At 72.1% G+C, this 14713-nt stretch carries 14 protein-coding genes and 1 tRNA gene; 10 read left to right on the top strand and 5 right to left on the bottom strand.

Features of this window, described 5'->3' with window-relative positions; translation table 11 throughout:
* Nucleotides 1-13 precede the first annotated feature (13 nt).
* A complete protein-coding gene (gene phoU / locus KMS84_RS34180) occupies nt 14-739 on the bottom strand; it encodes a phosphate signaling complex protein PhoU (RefSeq protein WP_256920409.1) in 726 nt (241 codons plus the stop codon).
* Nucleotides 740-1017: 278 nt separating this feature from the next.
* On the opposite strand from phoU, the gene phoR reads away from it, so the two are divergent.
* Both phoR and phoP read left to right on the top strand, forming a co-directional pair.
* Nucleotides 1018-2337, top strand: coding sequence for a two-component system sensor histidine kinase PhoR (phoR, locus tag KMS84_RS34175; RefSeq protein ID WP_256920408.1), 1320 nt, complete (start codon nt 1018-1020; stop codon nt 2335-2337).
* 5 nt (nt 2338-2342) lie between these two features.
* Nucleotides 2343-3014: a two-component system response regulator PhoP gene (gene phoP / locus KMS84_RS34170; RefSeq protein WP_004000192.1), complete on the top strand. Its 672-nt coding sequence runs from the start codon at nt 2343-2345 to the stop codon at nt 3012-3014.
* A 92-nt stretch (nt 3015-3106) separates the two neighbouring features.
* Here the strand turns inward: phoP and KMS84_RS34165 are convergent, their stop codons facing one another.
* Nucleotides 3107-3772, bottom strand: coding sequence for a copper chaperone PCu(A)C domain-containing protein (locus KMS84_RS34165; RefSeq protein ID WP_256920407.1), 666 nt, complete (start codon nt 3770-3772; stop codon nt 3107-3109).
* 664 nt (nt 3773-4436) lie between these two features.
* Here KMS84_RS34165 and KMS84_RS34160 point away from each other — a divergent pair.
* The 6 genes from KMS84_RS34160 (at nt 4437) to KMS84_RS34135 (ending at nt 10826) form a co-directional block, all read left to right on the top strand.
* Nucleotides 4437-4919 (top strand): CarD family transcriptional regulator, encoded by a 483-nt coding sequence (locus tag KMS84_RS34160; protein ID WP_003953493.1) that lies wholly within the window; start codon nt 4437-4439, stop codon nt 4917-4919.
* A 272-nt stretch (nt 4920-5191) separates the two neighbouring features.
* Nucleotides 5192-5944 (top strand): 2-C-methyl-D-erythritol 4-phosphate cytidylyltransferase, encoded by a 753-nt coding sequence (ispD, locus tag KMS84_RS34155; protein ID WP_256920406.1) that lies wholly within the window; start codon nt 5192-5194, stop codon nt 5942-5944.
* Nucleotides 5934-6440, top strand: a complete 507-nt coding sequence (gene ispF / locus KMS84_RS34150; RefSeq protein ID WP_256920405.1) for a 2-C-methyl-D-erythritol 2,4-cyclodiphosphate synthase — start codon at nt 5934-5936, stop codon at nt 6438-6440. The genes ispD and ispF overlap by 11 nt, the downstream gene beginning before the upstream one ends.
* A 108-nt stretch (nt 6441-6548) precedes the next feature.
* The gene (cysS, locus tag KMS84_RS34145; protein WP_256920403.1) at nt 6549-7949 is read left to right on the top strand and encodes a cysteine--tRNA ligase; all 1401 of its coding nucleotides are present in this window, start codon (nt 6549-6551) and stop codon (nt 7947-7949) included.
* 99 nt (nt 7950-8048) lie between these two features.
* Nucleotides 8049-8990, top strand: coding sequence for a 23S rRNA (guanosine(2251)-2'-O)-methyltransferase RlmB (rlmB, locus tag KMS84_RS34140; RefSeq protein ID WP_256920402.1), 942 nt, complete (start codon nt 8049-8051; stop codon nt 8988-8990).
* Between the two features lie 150 nt (nt 8991-9140).
* Nucleotides 9141-10826 carry a DoxX family membrane protein gene (locus tag KMS84_RS34135; RefSeq protein WP_256920401.1) on the top strand — a complete coding sequence of 562 codons (1686 nt, stop codon included), beginning with the start codon at nt 9141-9143 and terminating at the stop codon, nt 10824-10826.
* Nucleotides 10827-11014: 188 nt separating this feature from the next.
* On the opposite strand, the gene KMS84_RS34130 is transcribed toward KMS84_RS34135, so the two are convergent.
* The 3 genes from KMS84_RS34130 to KMS84_RS34120 all read right to left on the bottom strand — a co-directional run bounded on the left by KMS84_RS34130 (nt 11015) and on the right by KMS84_RS34120 (nt 13649).
* Nucleotides 11015-11746: a nucleotidyltransferase family protein gene (locus KMS84_RS34130; RefSeq protein ID WP_256920400.1), complete on the bottom strand. Its 732-nt coding sequence runs from the start codon at nt 11744-11746 to the stop codon at nt 11015-11017.
* Between the two features lie 131 nt (nt 11747-11877).
* Nucleotides 11878-12348 (bottom strand): hypothetical protein, encoded by a 471-nt coding sequence (locus tag KMS84_RS34125; RefSeq protein ID WP_256920398.1) that lies wholly within the window; start codon nt 12346-12348, stop codon nt 11878-11880.
* A gap of 212 nt (nt 12349-12560) precedes the next feature.
* Nucleotides 12561-13649, bottom strand: coding sequence for an ABC transporter ATP-binding protein (locus tag KMS84_RS34120; RefSeq protein WP_256920397.1), 1089 nt, complete (start codon nt 13647-13649; stop codon nt 12561-12563).
* A 273-nt stretch (nt 13650-13922) separates the two neighbouring features.
* Here KMS84_RS34120 and KMS84_RS34115 point away from each other — a divergent pair.
* A tRNA-Thr gene (locus KMS84_RS34115) sits at nt 13923-13999 on the top strand.
* Nucleotides 14000-14088: 89 nt separating this feature from the next.
* On the top strand, nt 14089-14713 hold a 625-nt coding region (locus tag KMS84_RS34110), incomplete at its 3' end, for a rhomboid-like protein (RefSeq protein ID WP_256920410.1).

Here is a 14713-nt window from a genome sequence, read left to right as displayed (position 1 = left end):
ACCCCGCCCCGGCTCAGACGCTCTCGTCCGCCCCGCCCACGCCCGTTCCCGCACCGGCGGACGGCTGGATCTCCGGCGGCAGGTCCTGCTGGAGCTCGTCCGCGTGCTCGCCGGTCACCAGGAACACCACGCGCTTGGCGACGGCCACCGCGTGGTCGGCGAACCGCTCGTAGTAGCGGCCGAGCAGCGTCACGTCGACCGCGGTCTCGATGCCGTGCTTCCACTTGTCGTCCAGCAGGTGCTGGAAGAGCGTGCGGTGCAGCAGGTCCATCTCGTCGTCGTCCTGCTCCAGCTGGAGCGCCAGGTCGACGTCCTTGGTGATGATGACCTCGGCCGCCTTCGCCATCAGGCGCTGCGCGAGCTGGCCCATCTCCAGGATCGTGGCGTGCAGGTCGTGCGGCACCGCCCGGTTGGGGAAGCGCAGCCGCGCCAGCTTCGCCACGTGCTGGGCGAGGTCGCCGGAGCGCTCCAGGTCGGCCGACATCCGCAGCGACGTGACGACGATCCGCAGGTCCGTCGCCACCGGCTGTTGCCGCGCCAGCAGCGCTATCGCCCGCGCCTCCAGGTCGTGCTGTAGCTCGTCGACCCTCTTGTCGGCCTCGATGACGCTCTCGGCGAGCTTGAGGTCGGCGTCGAGAATGGCCGTCGTGGCGCGTCCGATCGCCGACCCGACCAGCCGGGCCATCTCCACCAGGCTGTCGCCGATCGAGTCCAGTTCCTCGTGGTACGCGTCCCGCATCAGGGTTCCCTCTCGTACGTCGTTCTAGGGGTTCGGGTTCGGTTCCGGGGGCCAGAACCGGCCGCGACACCAGGTCGGAGCCGGCTCTCGGACCGGCGCCGACCGGCCCTGTGACCGGACCTGCGAACCCCACGGTGCCACGCTCCGCCCCGTACGCGTCGATTTCCGTCACCTCAAATGAACCACCCCTGGCTCCAAGGTGAACTCTGGGCGACGAGTGTTCGAGCTCGCACCTCGATGGCTGTGGCCAGGACCGAACCCGTGCCTAACCTGGGGGCATGGACGTGAACGCGGCGGTCGCCGCAGCGGCAGCGATCGCCGGGGTGCTCACCGGTGTCATCGCCATGCTGGCGTTCCGCTGGAGCGAGCGGGAGCAGAAGCGCCCCACGCGTACCTCCCTGCACACCGACCCCGTGCTGCCGCCGGGGGTGGACACGGTCCTGTCGGTGCTGCGCTCCTCCGCCGTGGTGCTCGACGAGGCGGACGCCGTGGTCAAGGCCAGCTCCGCCGCGTACGCCCTCGGGCTGGTCCGCGGGGGCAAGCTCAGCGTGGAACCGATGCTGAAGATGGCCCGGGACACCCGGCGCGACGGGGAGATACGCCAGGTGGAGCTGGACCTCCCGCGGCGCGGGACGGGACGCGGCGAGGCCCTCGCGGTGTCGGCCAGAGTGGCCCCGCTGGGCTCGCGGCTCGTGCTGCTGCTCGTCGAGGACCTCACCGAGGCCCGCAGGATCGAGGCGGTCCGGCGGGACTTCGTGGCGAACGTCAGCCATGAGCTGAAGACGCCGGTGGGCGCGCTCTCCCTGCTCTCCGAGGCCGTCATGGACGCCTCGGACGACCCCGAGGCGGTGGAACGGTTCGCCGGCCGGATGCAGATCGAGGCCACCCGGCTGACCAGCCTGGTCCAGGAGCTCATCGACCTGTCGCGGGTCCAGAACGACGATCCGCTGGAGGACGCCGAACCGGTCGGCATCGACGAACTGGTCGCCGAGGCCGTCGACCGCTGCCGGCACCAGGCCGGCGCCAAGCAGATCACCATGGCCGCGGGAGGCCCGGCCGACCTGCGTGTCTGGGGCAACCGGGGCCAGCTGGCCGCGGCCCTGGGCAACCTGGTCGAGAACGCCGTCAACTACTCGCCCGCCCGCACGCGCGTGGGCATAGCCGCTCGCAGGGTGACCGCCCCGGGCGGGGATCTGATCGAGATCGCGGTGACCGACCAGGGCATCGGCATCTCCGACAAGGACAAGGAGCGCATCTTCGAGCGCTTCTACCGGGTCGACCCGGCCCGTTCCCGCGCCACCGGCGGCACGGGCCTCGGGCTGGCGATCGTCAAGCACGTGGCCGCCTCGCACGGCGGGGAGGTCACGGTGTGGAGCGCCGAGAACCAGGGCTCCACGTTCACCCTGCGGCTGCCGGAGGCGGGCGCGACCCGCGACCGCGCGCACCCGCGTCCGGACCCGGACGAGGTCGACGACGTCGACGACCTCGACGAGGTCGCTCCCTCCTCCTCCCACCCCTCACCCTCGGCGCCGCCCCGCGCCGCGTCCCCGAATTCGACCGCGTACCAGACGCTTTCCGCCCCGGAGGTCCATCCGTGACCCGAGTGCTCGTCGTCGAGGACGAGGAGTCCTTCTCCGACGCCCTGTCGTACATGCTCCGCAAGGAGGGCTTCGAGGTCGCGGTCGCGACCACGGGCCCCGACGGACTCGACGAGTTCGAGCGCAACGGCGCCGACCTCGTGCTCCTCGACCTGATGCTGCCGGGCCTGCCCGGCACGGAGGTGTGCCGTCAGCTGCGCGGCCGCTCCAACGTCCCCGTGATCATGGTGACCGCCAAGGACAGCGAGATCGACAAGGTCGTCGGCCTGGAGATAGGGGCCGACGACTACGTGACCAAGCCCTTCTCCTCGCGCGAGCTGGTCGCCCGCATCCGGGCCGTGCTGCGCCGCCGAGGGGAGCCGGAGGAGGTCACGCCGGCGGCCCTGGAGGCGGGCCCGGTCCGCATGGACGTCGACCGCCACGTGGTGACGGTCTCCGGCTCCAAGGTCGACCTCCCCCTGAAGGAGTTCGACCTGCTGGAGATGCTGCTGCGCAACGCCGGCCGGGTCCTGACCCGCATGCAGCTCATCGACCGGGTGTGGGGCGCCGACTACGTGGGCGACACCAAGACCCTCGACGTCCACGTCAAGCGCCTGCGCGCGAAGATCGAGCCGGACCCGGGCGCGCCGCGCTACCTGGTGACGGTTCGCGGCCTCGGCTACAAGTTCGAGCCGTAGGCCGGTCCGCACGGCATGCAGGAAGGGCGGCGCCCCGCGTGGGGCGCCGCCCTTCCTGCATGCCGTGGCCCGGGCTTCGGGCCGTCCGCCGGCTACGCGCTCGGGGAGCCCGATCCGGACGGCGAGGCGTTCCCGGAGGGAGAGGCGCTGCCGGAGGGCGACGCGTTCCCCGAGGGCGACGCGCCGCCGGACGGCGAGGCGCTGCCGGAGGGCGACTGCGAGGGCTTGGCCGAGGGGCTCGGGACGGAGCTCGGACCCCACGAGGAGAAGTAGCTCTCGGCGGGGACGACGAAGGCGCGCAGGCTGACCGCGCCGGTCTCGCTGAAGGTGAAGGTCACCTTCTGCGCGTTGCCGTCCTGAACGGCCTCACGGCTGCTCGGCAGGACGGCGGAGGCGTTGTTCCGTCCGCCGATGACGACGGAGCCGTGCGCCGGCACGGAGATCTTGCCGTTGCCCTTGGCGGGCTTGAGCTCGGCGGACTTGCCGGTGCCGTCCACGGTGACGGAGTCCAGGGTCTGGGGGTCGTCGCTCGAGTTGAAGACCGTCGCCGCGATCACCGCGGGTCCGGTCGACTGCGGGTCGGGCTGGGTGATGACGACGACGTTCTGGAGCTTGATGTGGCCGACGCTGGCGGCGGCGTTGTCCGGCTTGATCTCCAGGGTCTGGGAGTCGTTGCCGGCGCCGCATGCGGCGAGCGAGGCGATCGAGAACGCGAGGGCGGAGGCGGCGAGGGCGCCGCGTCGAAGGCTGCTGCTCACGGCGGCGGCAACTCCTTTGGTACGCGCGGGCGGCTTTCCTTCGGGATCAGCCGTCCTAAGGGTCTGTCAGCAGCCTCAGGTTACCGAGCCCGTCGCGCGCCGCCGCACCCGACCCGCCTCTGGAGCGATCTCGGGTCCGACGGGCGCCCCGGCCCCTCCCGCGCCCCTCGCGTCCCACCCGGCGCGCCGGGGACCGTCCGGCTGCCGTTCGCGACCCACGAGTCACTTCGGCTTCACCCGAGGTCCACCTGCTCGCACGGCATTCCCGAAAACGCGCTCCCCGCCCGCTCGCGGATTTTCCGTGAAGGAATGCGCGCCCCTTCCGGAATTGATCACCGTCCCGGCCGAACGGCCGATGATCAATTCCGGAAACGGCTCGTATCCGGCCAGGCACTCCGAACGGAGTAGCGGAAGTCGCACATGTGGAAGCGGACATATGGGGACGTTCGGCCGTTCGGGCGGCTCTCCGGATGCGTGTAACGTACGCGTTTCTCCCCCCTCGAAGAGCGGCTCCGACCTGCGAATACCTGCCCCCGCGGGCCCCGCGCAGCACGTCCCTGTTGGTGTTGTCAAGCCCCGAGATATGCCCTGACCTGCGAAAACGCCATTCAGAACCCGCAGTTTCCGTGTTACCCTGGATAGCCACGGAAGGGGTACCTGTCACATGACGTTCAAGGTTGGCGACACCGTGGTCTATCCCCATCACGGGGCCGCGCTGATCGAGGCTATCGAAACTCGCCAGATCAAAGGCGTGGACAAGACCTACTTGGTGCTGAAGGTCGCCCAGGGCGACCTGACGGTACGTGTGCCAGCGGACAATGCGGAGTTCGTCGGCGTGCGTGATGTGGTCGGTCAGGACGGGCTGGACCGGGTCTTCGAGGTGCTGCGCGCGCCGTACGCCGAGGAGCCCACGAACTGGTCGCGTCGTTACAAGGCAAATCTGGAGAAGCTCGCCTCCGGCGATGTCATCAAGGTCGCGGAAGTCGTGCGTGACCTGTGGCGTCGTGAGCGCGAGCGCGGACTCTCCGCCGGTGAGAAGCGCATGCTCGCCAAGGCCCGCCAGATCCTGGTGAGCGAGCTCGCTCTCGCGGAGAACACCAACGAGGACAAGGCCGAAGCGCTGCTCGACGAGGTTCTCGCGTCCTGACGCCGGCTCTGCACCGGCCTCAGCACACCGAGGAACAGTGAACTGCCGCGGTGCCCGATGACGTACTCCCGTCGCCGGGCGCTGCGGCATGTTCATGCCCGGACAACTCCGGACTGTCCCGCCCCACGGGGGTGACCCCCCGATACTTGGTGTGCCGGGCCCGGGCTGCTGCCTCGACCGGTGCGTCACGGAAGGGTCCGGTCAAGGCGTCGCGCCCGGCACTTCCCAGGCCATACCCACGGCAGGCCAGCACACAAACCTGACAGGAACCGATGTCTGACGATTCGCGTCCCACCCCCGCGTCCGCCCGCACGGCCGCGGTGATTCCGGCCGCCGGCCGGGGCGTCCGCCTCGGTCCGGGCGCCCCCAAGGCACTGCGCGCGCTGAGCGGCACGCCCATGCTGATCCACGCGGTCCGCGCCCTGGCAGCCTCCCGCGCCGTCTCGCTGGTCGTCGTCGTGGCCCCGCCCGACGGCGCCGCCGAGGTCAAGTCCCTGCTCGACGCGCACGCGCTGCCCGACCGCACCGACTTCCTGGTCGTCCCCGGCGGCGACTCCCGCCAGGAATCGGTGAGGCTGGGCCTGGACGCCCTGCCGCCCGAGTACGACATCGTGCTGGTCCACGACGCCGCCCGCCCCCTCGTCCCCGTCGACACGGTGGACGCCGTCATCGAGGCCGTCCGCGAGGGCGCCCCGGCCGTCGTGCCGGCGCTGCCGCTCGCGGACACCGTCAAGGAGGTCGAGCCGGCCGCCGTCCCCGGCGACCCCGAGCCGGTCGTCGCCACCCCCGAGCGCGCCCGGCTGCGCGCCGTGCAGACCCCGCAGGGCTTCGACCGCGCCACCCTGGTCCGCGCCCACGAGACGGTCGAGGACGACGTCACCGACGACGCCGGCATGGTCGAGCGGCTCGGCCTGACGGTCGTGGCCGTTCCCGGCCACGAGGAGGCCTTCAAGGTCACCCGCCCCCTGGACCTGGTCCTCGCCGAGGCGGTCCTGGCCCGCAGGAGGCTCAACGATGGCTTCTGAGACGCCGTTCGCCGGCGCGCCGCTGCCCCAGGTCGGCGTCGGCACCGACATCCACGCCTTCGAGGAGGGCCGCGAGCTGTGGTGCGCGGGCCTGAAGTGGGAAGGGGAGGGCCCCGGACTGGCCGGGCACTCCGACGCGGACGTCGTCGCGCACGCCGCCTGCAACGCCCTCTTCTCGGCCGCGGGGCTCGGCGACCTCGGACAGCACTTCGGCACCGGCCGCCCCGAGTGGTCCGGCGCCTCGGGCGTCACCCTGCTCACCGAGGCCGCGCGGATCGTGCGCGCGGCCGGCTTCGTCATCGGCAACGTCGCCGTCCAGGTCGTCGGCCCGCGGCCCAAGATCGGCAAGCGGCGCGACGAGGCCCAGAAGATCCTCTCGGAGGCGGCCGGCGCCCCGGTGTCGGTGTCCGGCGCGACCACGGACGGACTGGGCTTCCCGGGGCGCGACGAAGGCCTGATGGCGATCGCCACGGCACTGGTCGCACGCACCGGCTGACCTCGCCCGTCACGCGCCTCACGGGTCCGTGCCCCGGCATGTCACGAATATGTGGCCCTTGGGCGGAAGGGGCCCGGGGCACTGCCCCGCGCCCACTACCCTGGTGGGGTGACCATTCGCCTGTACGACACCAGCGCCCGGCAGATCCGTGACTTCGTCCCGCTCACACCGGGTTGCGTCTCGATCTACCTGTGTGGCGCCACCGTGCAGGCCGCCCCGCACATCGGGCACGTCCGCTCCTACCTGAACTTCGACATCATGCGCCGCTGGTTCACCCACCGCGGCCACGACGTCACGTTCATCCGCAACGTCACCGACATCGACGACAAGATCATCGCCAAGTCGCACGACCAGGGCCGCCCCTGGTGGGCCATCGGCTACGAGAACGAGCGGGCCTTCAACGACGGCTACCACGCCCTCGGCTGCCTCCCGCCGACCTACGAGCCGCGCGCCACCGGGCACGTCCCGGAGATGATCGAGATGATGCGGGGCCTGATCGAGCGCGGCCACGCCTACGAGGCCGACGGCAGCGTCTACTTCGACGTGCGCTCGTTCCCCGGCTACCTGGAGCTGTCCAACCAGGACCTCGACGACCTGCGCCAGCCCGCCGAGGAGGGCATCACCGGCAAGCGCGACAGGCGCGACTTCGCGATGTGGAAGGCGAGCAAGCCGGGCGAGCCCGACTGGGAGACGCCCTGGGGCCGCGGCCGTCCCGGCTGGCACCTGGAGTGCTCGGCCATGGCGCACAAGTACCTGGGCTCCGCCTTCGACATCCACGGCGGCGGCCTCGACCTGATCTTCCCGCACCACGAGAACGAGATCGCCCAGGCCAAGGCCTACGGCGACGAGTTCGCCCGGTACTGGGTGCACAACGCCTGGGTCACCATGAGCGGCGAGAAGATGTCGAAGTCGCTGGGCAACAGCGTCCTCGTCTCCGAGATGGTCAAGCACTGGCGTCCGATCGTCCTGCGCTACTACCTCGGCACCCCGCACTACCGCTCGATGATCGAGTACAGCGAGGAGTCGCTGCGCGAGGCCGAGTCGGCGTTCGCGCGGATCGAGGGGTTCGTGCAGCGCGTCGTCGAGAAGGCCGGGGGCGTCGTCGAGCCCGCGGCCGAGGTGCCGCCCGCGTTCGCCGAGGCGATGGACGACGACCTGGGCGTGCCCCAGGCGCTGGCCATCGTGCACACGACGGTCCGGCAGGGGAACTCGGCCCTCGCCGCCGACGACAAGGAAGCCGCCGTGGCCCGCCTCGCCGAGGTCCGCGCCATGCTCGGCGTCCTCGGCCTGGACCCGCTCGACCCGCACTGGGCCGGCGAGGAGACCCGCGGCGAGGACCTGCACGGCGTGGTCGACAGCCTCGTACGCCTCGTCCTCGACCAGCGCGAGTCGGCCCGCGGCCGCAAGGACTGGGCCACCGCGGACGCCATCCGCGACCAGCTCACCCAGTCCGGCCTGACCATCGAGGACGGCCCGCAGGGCCCGCGCTGGACCCTGGGCCCGCGCTAGGGCGGCCACGGGCCCGTCCTTGATCGACTGTGCCGCCCGGCCCCCCGGGCGGCACACTGCATAAGACGTTCGTACGAAGCTCACGGAGACGAGAGACTCATGGCAGCCAACAACCGCCGCATGTCCGGCAAGAAGGGCGCGCAGGTCGGCAGTGGCGGCCAGCGACGCAAGGGCCTCGAGGGCAGGGGCCCCACCCCGCCCGCCGAGATGCGCAAGAAGCACAAGGCGAACCGCATCGCCAACGCCAAGGCGAAGCAGGCCGCCCGCCGGCCCGCGCCCCGCGGCCGCGGCGGCAAGGGCACGTCCGAGATGGTCGTCGGCCGCAACCCCGTCGTCGAGGCGCTGCGCGAGGGCGTCCCCGCGACGACCCTGTACGTCCAGCAGTTCATCGACAACGACGAGCGGGTGCGCGAGGCGCTCCAGCTCGCCGGCGAGCGCGGCGGCATCCACCTGATGGAGGCCCCCCGCCCCGAGCTGGACCGCATGACCAACGGCCTCAACCACCAGGGCCTGGTCCTCCAGGTCCCGCCGTACGAGTACGCCCACCCCGAGGACCTGGCCGCGGCCGCCTACGACGGCGGGGAGGACCCCCTGATCGTCGCCCTCGACGGCGTCACCGACCCGCGCAACCTCGGCGCCGTCGTGCGATCCGTCTCCGCCTTCGGCGGCCACGGCGTCGTGGTGCCCGAGCGCCGCGCGGCCGGCATGACGGCCGGCGCCTGGAAGACGTCCGCCGGCACCGCCGCCCGCACCCCCGTCGCCCGCGCCACCAACCTCACCCGCGCCCTGGAGGCCTACAAGAAGGCCGGCATCGCGGTCGTCGGTCTGGCCGCCGACGGGGAGCACCAGGTCGGCGACCTGCCGGCCCTGGACGGCCCGGTCGTCATCGTCGTCGGCAGCGAGGGCAAGGGGCTCTCCCGGCTCGTCGGCGAGACCTGCGACTTCCTGGTGCGCATCCCGATGCCGGGCGGCGCCGAATCCCTCAACGCCGGTGTGGCGGCGGGCATCGTGCTGTACGAGGCGGCCCGGCGCAGGAGCTGACCGCGGGCGGGTGAGCTTGCCGGAACGGGGCGCACAGACGTCCGCAGGCTCACCCGAACGGGTCAACCCCGGCGCGTAGTGCAACCTTGACGGAGTCCGGACAGATCCGCCGGGTCAAAGCAGTGTCCTAACGTCACGTCACTCGGTTAGATGAGTGTGGACACCAGAACACCCCGCACACCCACGGGGGACCGCTCGTCGGGATTCGACGACGCTCCCGCGCTGAGCATGGTGAAGGTGCCGAGCGACCCGGCGCAGATCATCGTCAGCCACGCGAGCTTCCGCGTGCAGCTCGGCGCGTCGGCGCGGCGTAACCAATCCCCGCGGATCGCCCGGCACGTGAGCGCCATCGATGACACCGCGCGCATGGCCGCCGTCGGGGCGGCGAGCAGAGCGGCCGCTTCCGGTGGCCGTCGCCGGGCCGTCGTCTGGAGCGGCAGGTCCGCCCCGGACGACACCGGCGCCCACCGACTGCTGCAGGCCGTGCGGGCAGGCAGCGTCGGCCACGGCGAACCGCCGACGGCCGACGCCGGAGCCACCCAGGTCATCCCGCGGGTCGGCGTCGACGGCAGGGGCTACGACGGCGCGCTCGCCGCCCAGACGCTGGAGACCCCGCTCGTCGGCGCGCAGCGCACGCCGGTCGCCGGCGAACAGCGCCTCCTGCCGAACATGCGCACCGTCGGCAGCGCCTATGACGAACCCGCCTACGACGACGCCGAGTTCGACGACTTCGACGCGAGGGGCCACGGCCCCGACCCGGACGCCGAACCGACCCGCCGCGGCCGCCGCCAGGGCGACGACCCCGCCCGGCACGCCTACTACCCCGGCCGCCGGATGAACCTCGGCGTGGTCCTGCTCCCGCTGCGCGTCTTCCTCGGCTTCATCTCCATCTACGGCGGCATGGGCAAGCTGTGCGACCCCGTCTACTTCGACGGCGGCAAGCGCGGCTCGATGGTGAAGTGGCTCGACACCCTGCACCCGTGGGAAGTCGCCGAGCCCCTGCGCCAGTTCGCCCTGCACCACCCCGTGGGCTCCGGCCTCGTCATCGCCTTCCTCCAGGTCGTCGTCGGCGTCCTCACGGTCCTGGGCTGCTGGCAGCGGGTGGCCGCGGTGGTCGGCGCCGGACTCTCGGCCGCGCTCATCGTCACCGTCAGCTGGAAGACCGTCCCGGTCTACGACACCCCCGACATCATCTACCTCGCCGCGTGGTCGCCGCTGATCATCGCCGGCGCCCCCGTCTACTCGGTCGACGGGCGTCTCGCCGCCGGCGCCTGGCGCCGTCTCGGCCCGCGCACCGACCTGTGGGAGCTGCGCCGCTACGTCCTGCGCCGCGGCGCCCTCGTCACCGCCATCGCCGTCGGACTCACCCTGCTCGTCGGCTCCCTGCTCGGCGGCGCCGTCCGCGACGCCGACCGCGTGGTCGTGCCCGGACCGGGCGAGCCCCCGCGCAACGAGCTGCCCGGCTCCCCGCTCCCGGAGCGGTCCGGCTCGCACAAGGCCTCCCGCGAGCCCTCGGCGTCCACCTCGCCCACCCGCGGCACCCCCTCGGCGTCCCCGACGGCCGGCGCGGACAGCGAGCCCTCCAAGACGCGTGACTCCGGCGCCACCGGCAACTCCGGCGCGGGCGCGCCCAGCCAGACCCAGGGCACCGCGGGCCAGGCCCCGCCCGAGCGGTCCACCCCGCGGCAGCACGCCCCCGCCACGAGCTCGGGCCCGTCCTCGGGCGGCTCGGCCTCCTCCGGCGGCTCCACGAGCGGCGGCGGTGGCGGCGGCGGCTCGGACGGCGGCTCCTCGTCCTCGGGCCAGCCGGGCCTGGTGGGCGGCCTGCTCGGATAGGGCGGTCCGCCCGGCCGGATCGGCCGTCCGGAACGGCCACCGGGGTGCCGTGCGCTGTACAGCGCACGGCACCCCGGTCTTTGCACGGGTCTCCTCACGGCCTTCCCACGGCGGGCGTGGGGTTGCGGGCCTCGACCCGCAGGCGCGTCGGCCCGTGCCCCGCGTTTCCGGGGCCGGCCGAGCGGCGGTCAGCGACGGGCCGCGGCCAGCTCCTTCGCGGCCTCGGTGAGGTCCTTCGCCGTGTCGATGGCCCGCCAGTACGCCCCCTGCGGGAGCGGGAACCCGGCCAGCCGTCGTTCGCGGGCCAGGTGCGGGAACGTCGTCCGCTCGTGGTCGCCGCGCTCGGGCAGCAGGCCCGCGAACTCCGGGGAGAAGACGTACACGCCCGCGTTGATCTCGTACGTCGTGGGCGGCGCCTCGATGAAGTCGGTGATGTGACCGAACCCGTCGGTCTGCACCGCGCCCCACGGGATCCGCGGACGGGCCAGCGCGAGCGTCGCTATGGCGTCGCGCTCGGTGTGGAAGTCGGCCATCTCGCGCAGCGAGAAGCGGGTCCAGATGTCGCCGTTGGTCGCGTACCAGGACCGGTCCGGGTGCGGGAGGCGTGCCGCCGCGTACTTCAGACCGCCGCCGCGGCCCAGAGGCTCCGTCTCCACGACGGTCGTGACCGCCACGGGCAGGTCGGCGGACTTCAGCCAGTCCTGGAGGACCTCGGCGAGATGGCCGCACGAGACGACGACGTCGGTCACGCCCTCCTCGGCGAGCCAGCCCAGCTGATGACCGATGATCGGCGTCCCCGTGCCGGGGATCTCGACCATCGGCTTGGGCCGGTCGTCGGTGTACGGGCGCAGCCGGGACCCCTGGCCACCGGCCAGGATGACGGCTTGCGTGGGGCGGGACGCGGCGTGCGGATCGGTCATGCCCGCACTGTACGTGCCGCACGATGCGGGGCGTGCGGCTCCCCCGGAGCGGGAGGAGCCGCACGCCCGGTACGGATGTCGGAGCCCGGCGGACGGGCCCGCTGCCCGGGATCCCCGTCCGGGCCGGCGCCTCAGCCCCGCGCCGCCAGGACGCCCGAGGCGAAGGCGGTGTCGCACACCGGGCGGGAGTACGACTGGGCGCGCGACGGACCGTACATGCGGACCGCGGCGCGACCGAGGGCGCGGGCGATGGACGAGCAGTGCCTGGCCAGCGACGGCCGGCCGTTCACGGCGGCCTGGAGGTGGGTCAGGGCGACGCCCGGATCCTTCTCCTGGAGCTCGGCCAGCAGCTGGTCGCGCAGGACGTCCTGCGGGGCCTTGGCGGCCCTGTGCGAGGACTGGTGCACGGCGGAGACGTCGGAGGCGGTGAGCACCGAATCCGAGGGGTTCCCCGACCAGTTGACCCGGGTGACCGCGAGGGTCCCGGAGAGCACCATGACGACGGGCAGGACGAGGGCGAGCGAGCGGCCGATCCGGCGGGCTGGGCCGCCCCGGCCGCGGCGCGTGCGCTGGGTGGTGGAGTGGTTCGCGGAGTGCTTCACGCGTGAGAGGGTAGCGTGCAGTAATGATTTGGCGACATTTAGTCACCCGGACGGGGGATGATGTCGTGCCCCGCATTGGGTAGAGGGTTGACGAGCACCCGGTGAAATGTCCGCTGTGTCGGGGATTCGGTGGACGCGGAAAAGGGCCCCGCAGCAGGCTGCGGGGCCCTTTTCATCAATCCGGGTGAATCACCCGGGTTCAATCCTGTGCGTCAGTCCGACAGACGCGCGCCCGTGGACGTCGAGAACACGTGGGTCTCGCCCGCGCGCGGGACGACGTGCAGCGTGCTGCCCTTCTCCGGGACGTCACGGCCGCCGACGCGGACCACGAGGTCCTTCGACTCGTCGCCCACCTTGGCGGTGCCGTACACGAAGGCGTCCGAGCCGAGCTCCTCGACCACGTTCACGACGACCGCGAGCCCCTGGTCGCCGTCGGGGCCGGCCACGTCGAAGTGCTCCGGGCGGACGCCGACGGTGACCGTCTTGTCGGTGGCCGCGGACAGCGCGTCACGCTGCACCGGCACCACCGAGTTGCCGAACTTCACGCCGCCGTCGGTGATCGGCACCTCGACGAGGTTCATCGCCGGGGAGCCGATGAAGCCGGCCACGAAGAGGTTCGCGGGACGGTCGTACATGTTGCGCGGGGTGTCGACCTGCTGGAGCAGACCGTCCTTGAGAACCGCCACCCGGTCGCCCATGGTGAGCGCCTCGACCTGGTCGTGGGTGACGTACACGGTGGTGATGCCGAGACGGCGCTGGAGCGACGCGATCTGCGTACGCGTCGACACACGGAGCTTGGCGTCCAGGTTGGACAGCGGCTCGTCCATGAGGAACACCTGCGGCTCGCGCACGATCGCGCGCCCCATCGCCACACGCTGGCGCTGACCGCCGGAGAGGGCCTTCGGCTTGCGGTCCAGGTACTCGGTGAGGTCGAGGATTTTCGCGGCCTCCTCGACCTTCTGCCGGATCTCCGCCTTGTTCACGCCGGCGATCTTGAGCGCGAAGCCCATGTTGTCGGCGACCGTCATGTGCGGGTACAGGGCGTAGTTCTGGAACACCATGGCGATGTCCCGGTCCTTCGGCGGCAGGTGCGTCACGTCACGGTCGCCGATGCGGATCGCGCCGCCGTTGACGTCCTCGAGCCCCGCGAGCATCCGGAGCGAGGTGGACTTGCCGCAACCGGAGGGACCGACCAGGACGAGGAACTCGCCGTCCGCGATCTCGATGTCCAGTCCGTCGACGGCGGGCTTGGTGGAGCCCGGGTAGACCCGGGTCGCCTTGTCGAAAGTGACAGTGGCCATGGCTCGAAGGCCCCCTTCTACCGGCAGGAACGTGCCGGACGATCCGTTGTAGGAAGGTGGTTGGTGTAGTCCACATGAGCGAACTGGGTCAGGACGGTACCTGGCGTTTCCCGGTCTGTCAGCACTTGAGGACAGGTGAACTTCTCGGGAACTCCCGGACCGGCGCGGCGGCGCGCCCCGTCCGGGCCGCCCCGCGGGGAGAAGTCCGTGGCCCGGGGAAACTGCGGCTGTGTACAGTGGTGCCGCCCTCGCGCGCGGGTTGCGGCGCGCGACGCCTCCTTAGCTCAGCTGGCCAGAGCAGCGCACTTGTAATGCGCAGGTCGTCGGTTCGAATCCGACAGGGGGCTCCATCAGAAGCCCAGGTCAGGCGGGTCCGGCCTGGGCGCACGATACTGGCTGGGTGAAGCGGCTCACGGGGGTCTCCCGGGTGGGGCGGGCGGTGTGGGCGTACGTGCGCCGTGCGCCCGGTACCTATGTGTGGCTGGCCGTCCTGTTCGTCACCACGGTGGCGCTGCACCACATGTCCCCGGAGTTCGAGCAGGATTTCCTGCGGCAGCGCTCGACGAACATCCATGAGCTGTCGCGGCATCCGGTGCGGGTGCTGGTGGCGAGCGCGATGTGGATCGACGGCGGGCACTGGGTGCCGTACGTGGCGCTGTACTCCGTCTTCCACGCGCAGGCCGAGCGCTGGCTGGGGACGGCGCGGTGGCTCGCGGTGTGCGCGGCCGCCCACGTGCTGGCGACGTTGATCAGCGAGGGCGCGCTGGCGCTGGCGATCGAGGACGGGCTGGCGCCGCGGTCCTCCGTCAACACGCTGGACGTGGGGGTGAGCTACGCGCTGGCCGGGGTGGCGGCGGTGCTGGTCTACCGGATCCGTTCGCCGTGGCGGTACGGGTATCTGGCGGGTCTCCTCGTCTTCTTCGGCGCCCCGCTGCTGGCCGCGCCGACCTTCACCGACTTCGGGCACTTCGTGTCCGCGCTCATCGGCCTGGGGTGTTACCCCCTGGTCAGGGGGCGGGAGCGGGTGCGGGACCGGCAGGGGGCGGGGAGGGGCACGGGCACGG

It is taken from the genome of Streptomyces hilarionis, from assembly GCF_024539675.1.
Taxonomy (GTDB): Bacteria; Actinomycetota; Actinomycetes; order Streptomycetales; family Streptomycetaceae; genus Streptomyces; species Streptomyces hilarionis.
The sequence above is the reverse complement of the archived record's forward strand: the minus strand, read 5'-3'. Positions and strand labels throughout refer to the sequence as shown.

Bases quoted from the DNA above. Each gene is read 5' to 3' on its own strand.
- phoU (WP_256920409.1), bottom strand. From the start codon at position 739: ATGCGGGACGCGTACCACGAGGAACTGGACTCGATCGGCGACAGCCTG.
- phoR (WP_256920408.1), top strand. From the start codon at position 1,018: ATGGACGTGAACGCGGCGGTCGCCGCAGCGGCAGCGATCGCCGGGGTG.
- KMS84_RS34160 (WP_003953493.1), top strand. From the start codon at position 4,437: ATGACGTTCAAGGTTGGCGACACCGTGGTCTATCCCCATCACGGGGCC.
- ispD (WP_256920406.1), top strand. From the start codon at position 5,192: ATGTCTGACGATTCGCGTCCCACCCCCGCGTCCGCCCGCACGGCCGCG.
- ispF (WP_256920405.1), top strand. From the start codon at position 5,934: ATGGCTTCTGAGACGCCGTTCGCCGGCGCGCCGCTGCCCCAGGTCGGC.
- rlmB (WP_256920402.1), top strand. From the start codon at position 8,049: ATGGCAGCCAACAACCGCCGCATGTCCGGCAAGAAGGGCGCGCAGGTC.
- KMS84_RS34135 (WP_256920401.1), top strand. From the start codon at position 9,141: ATGAGTGTGGACACCAGAACACCCCGCACACCCACGGGGGACCGCTCG.
- KMS84_RS34130 (WP_256920400.1), bottom strand. From the start codon at position 11,746: ATGACCGATCCGCACGCCGCGTCCCGCCCCACGCAAGCCGTCATCCTG.
- KMS84_RS34120 (WP_256920397.1), bottom strand. From the start codon at position 13,649: ATGGCCACTGTCACTTTCGACAAGGCGACCCGGGTCTACCCGGGCTCC.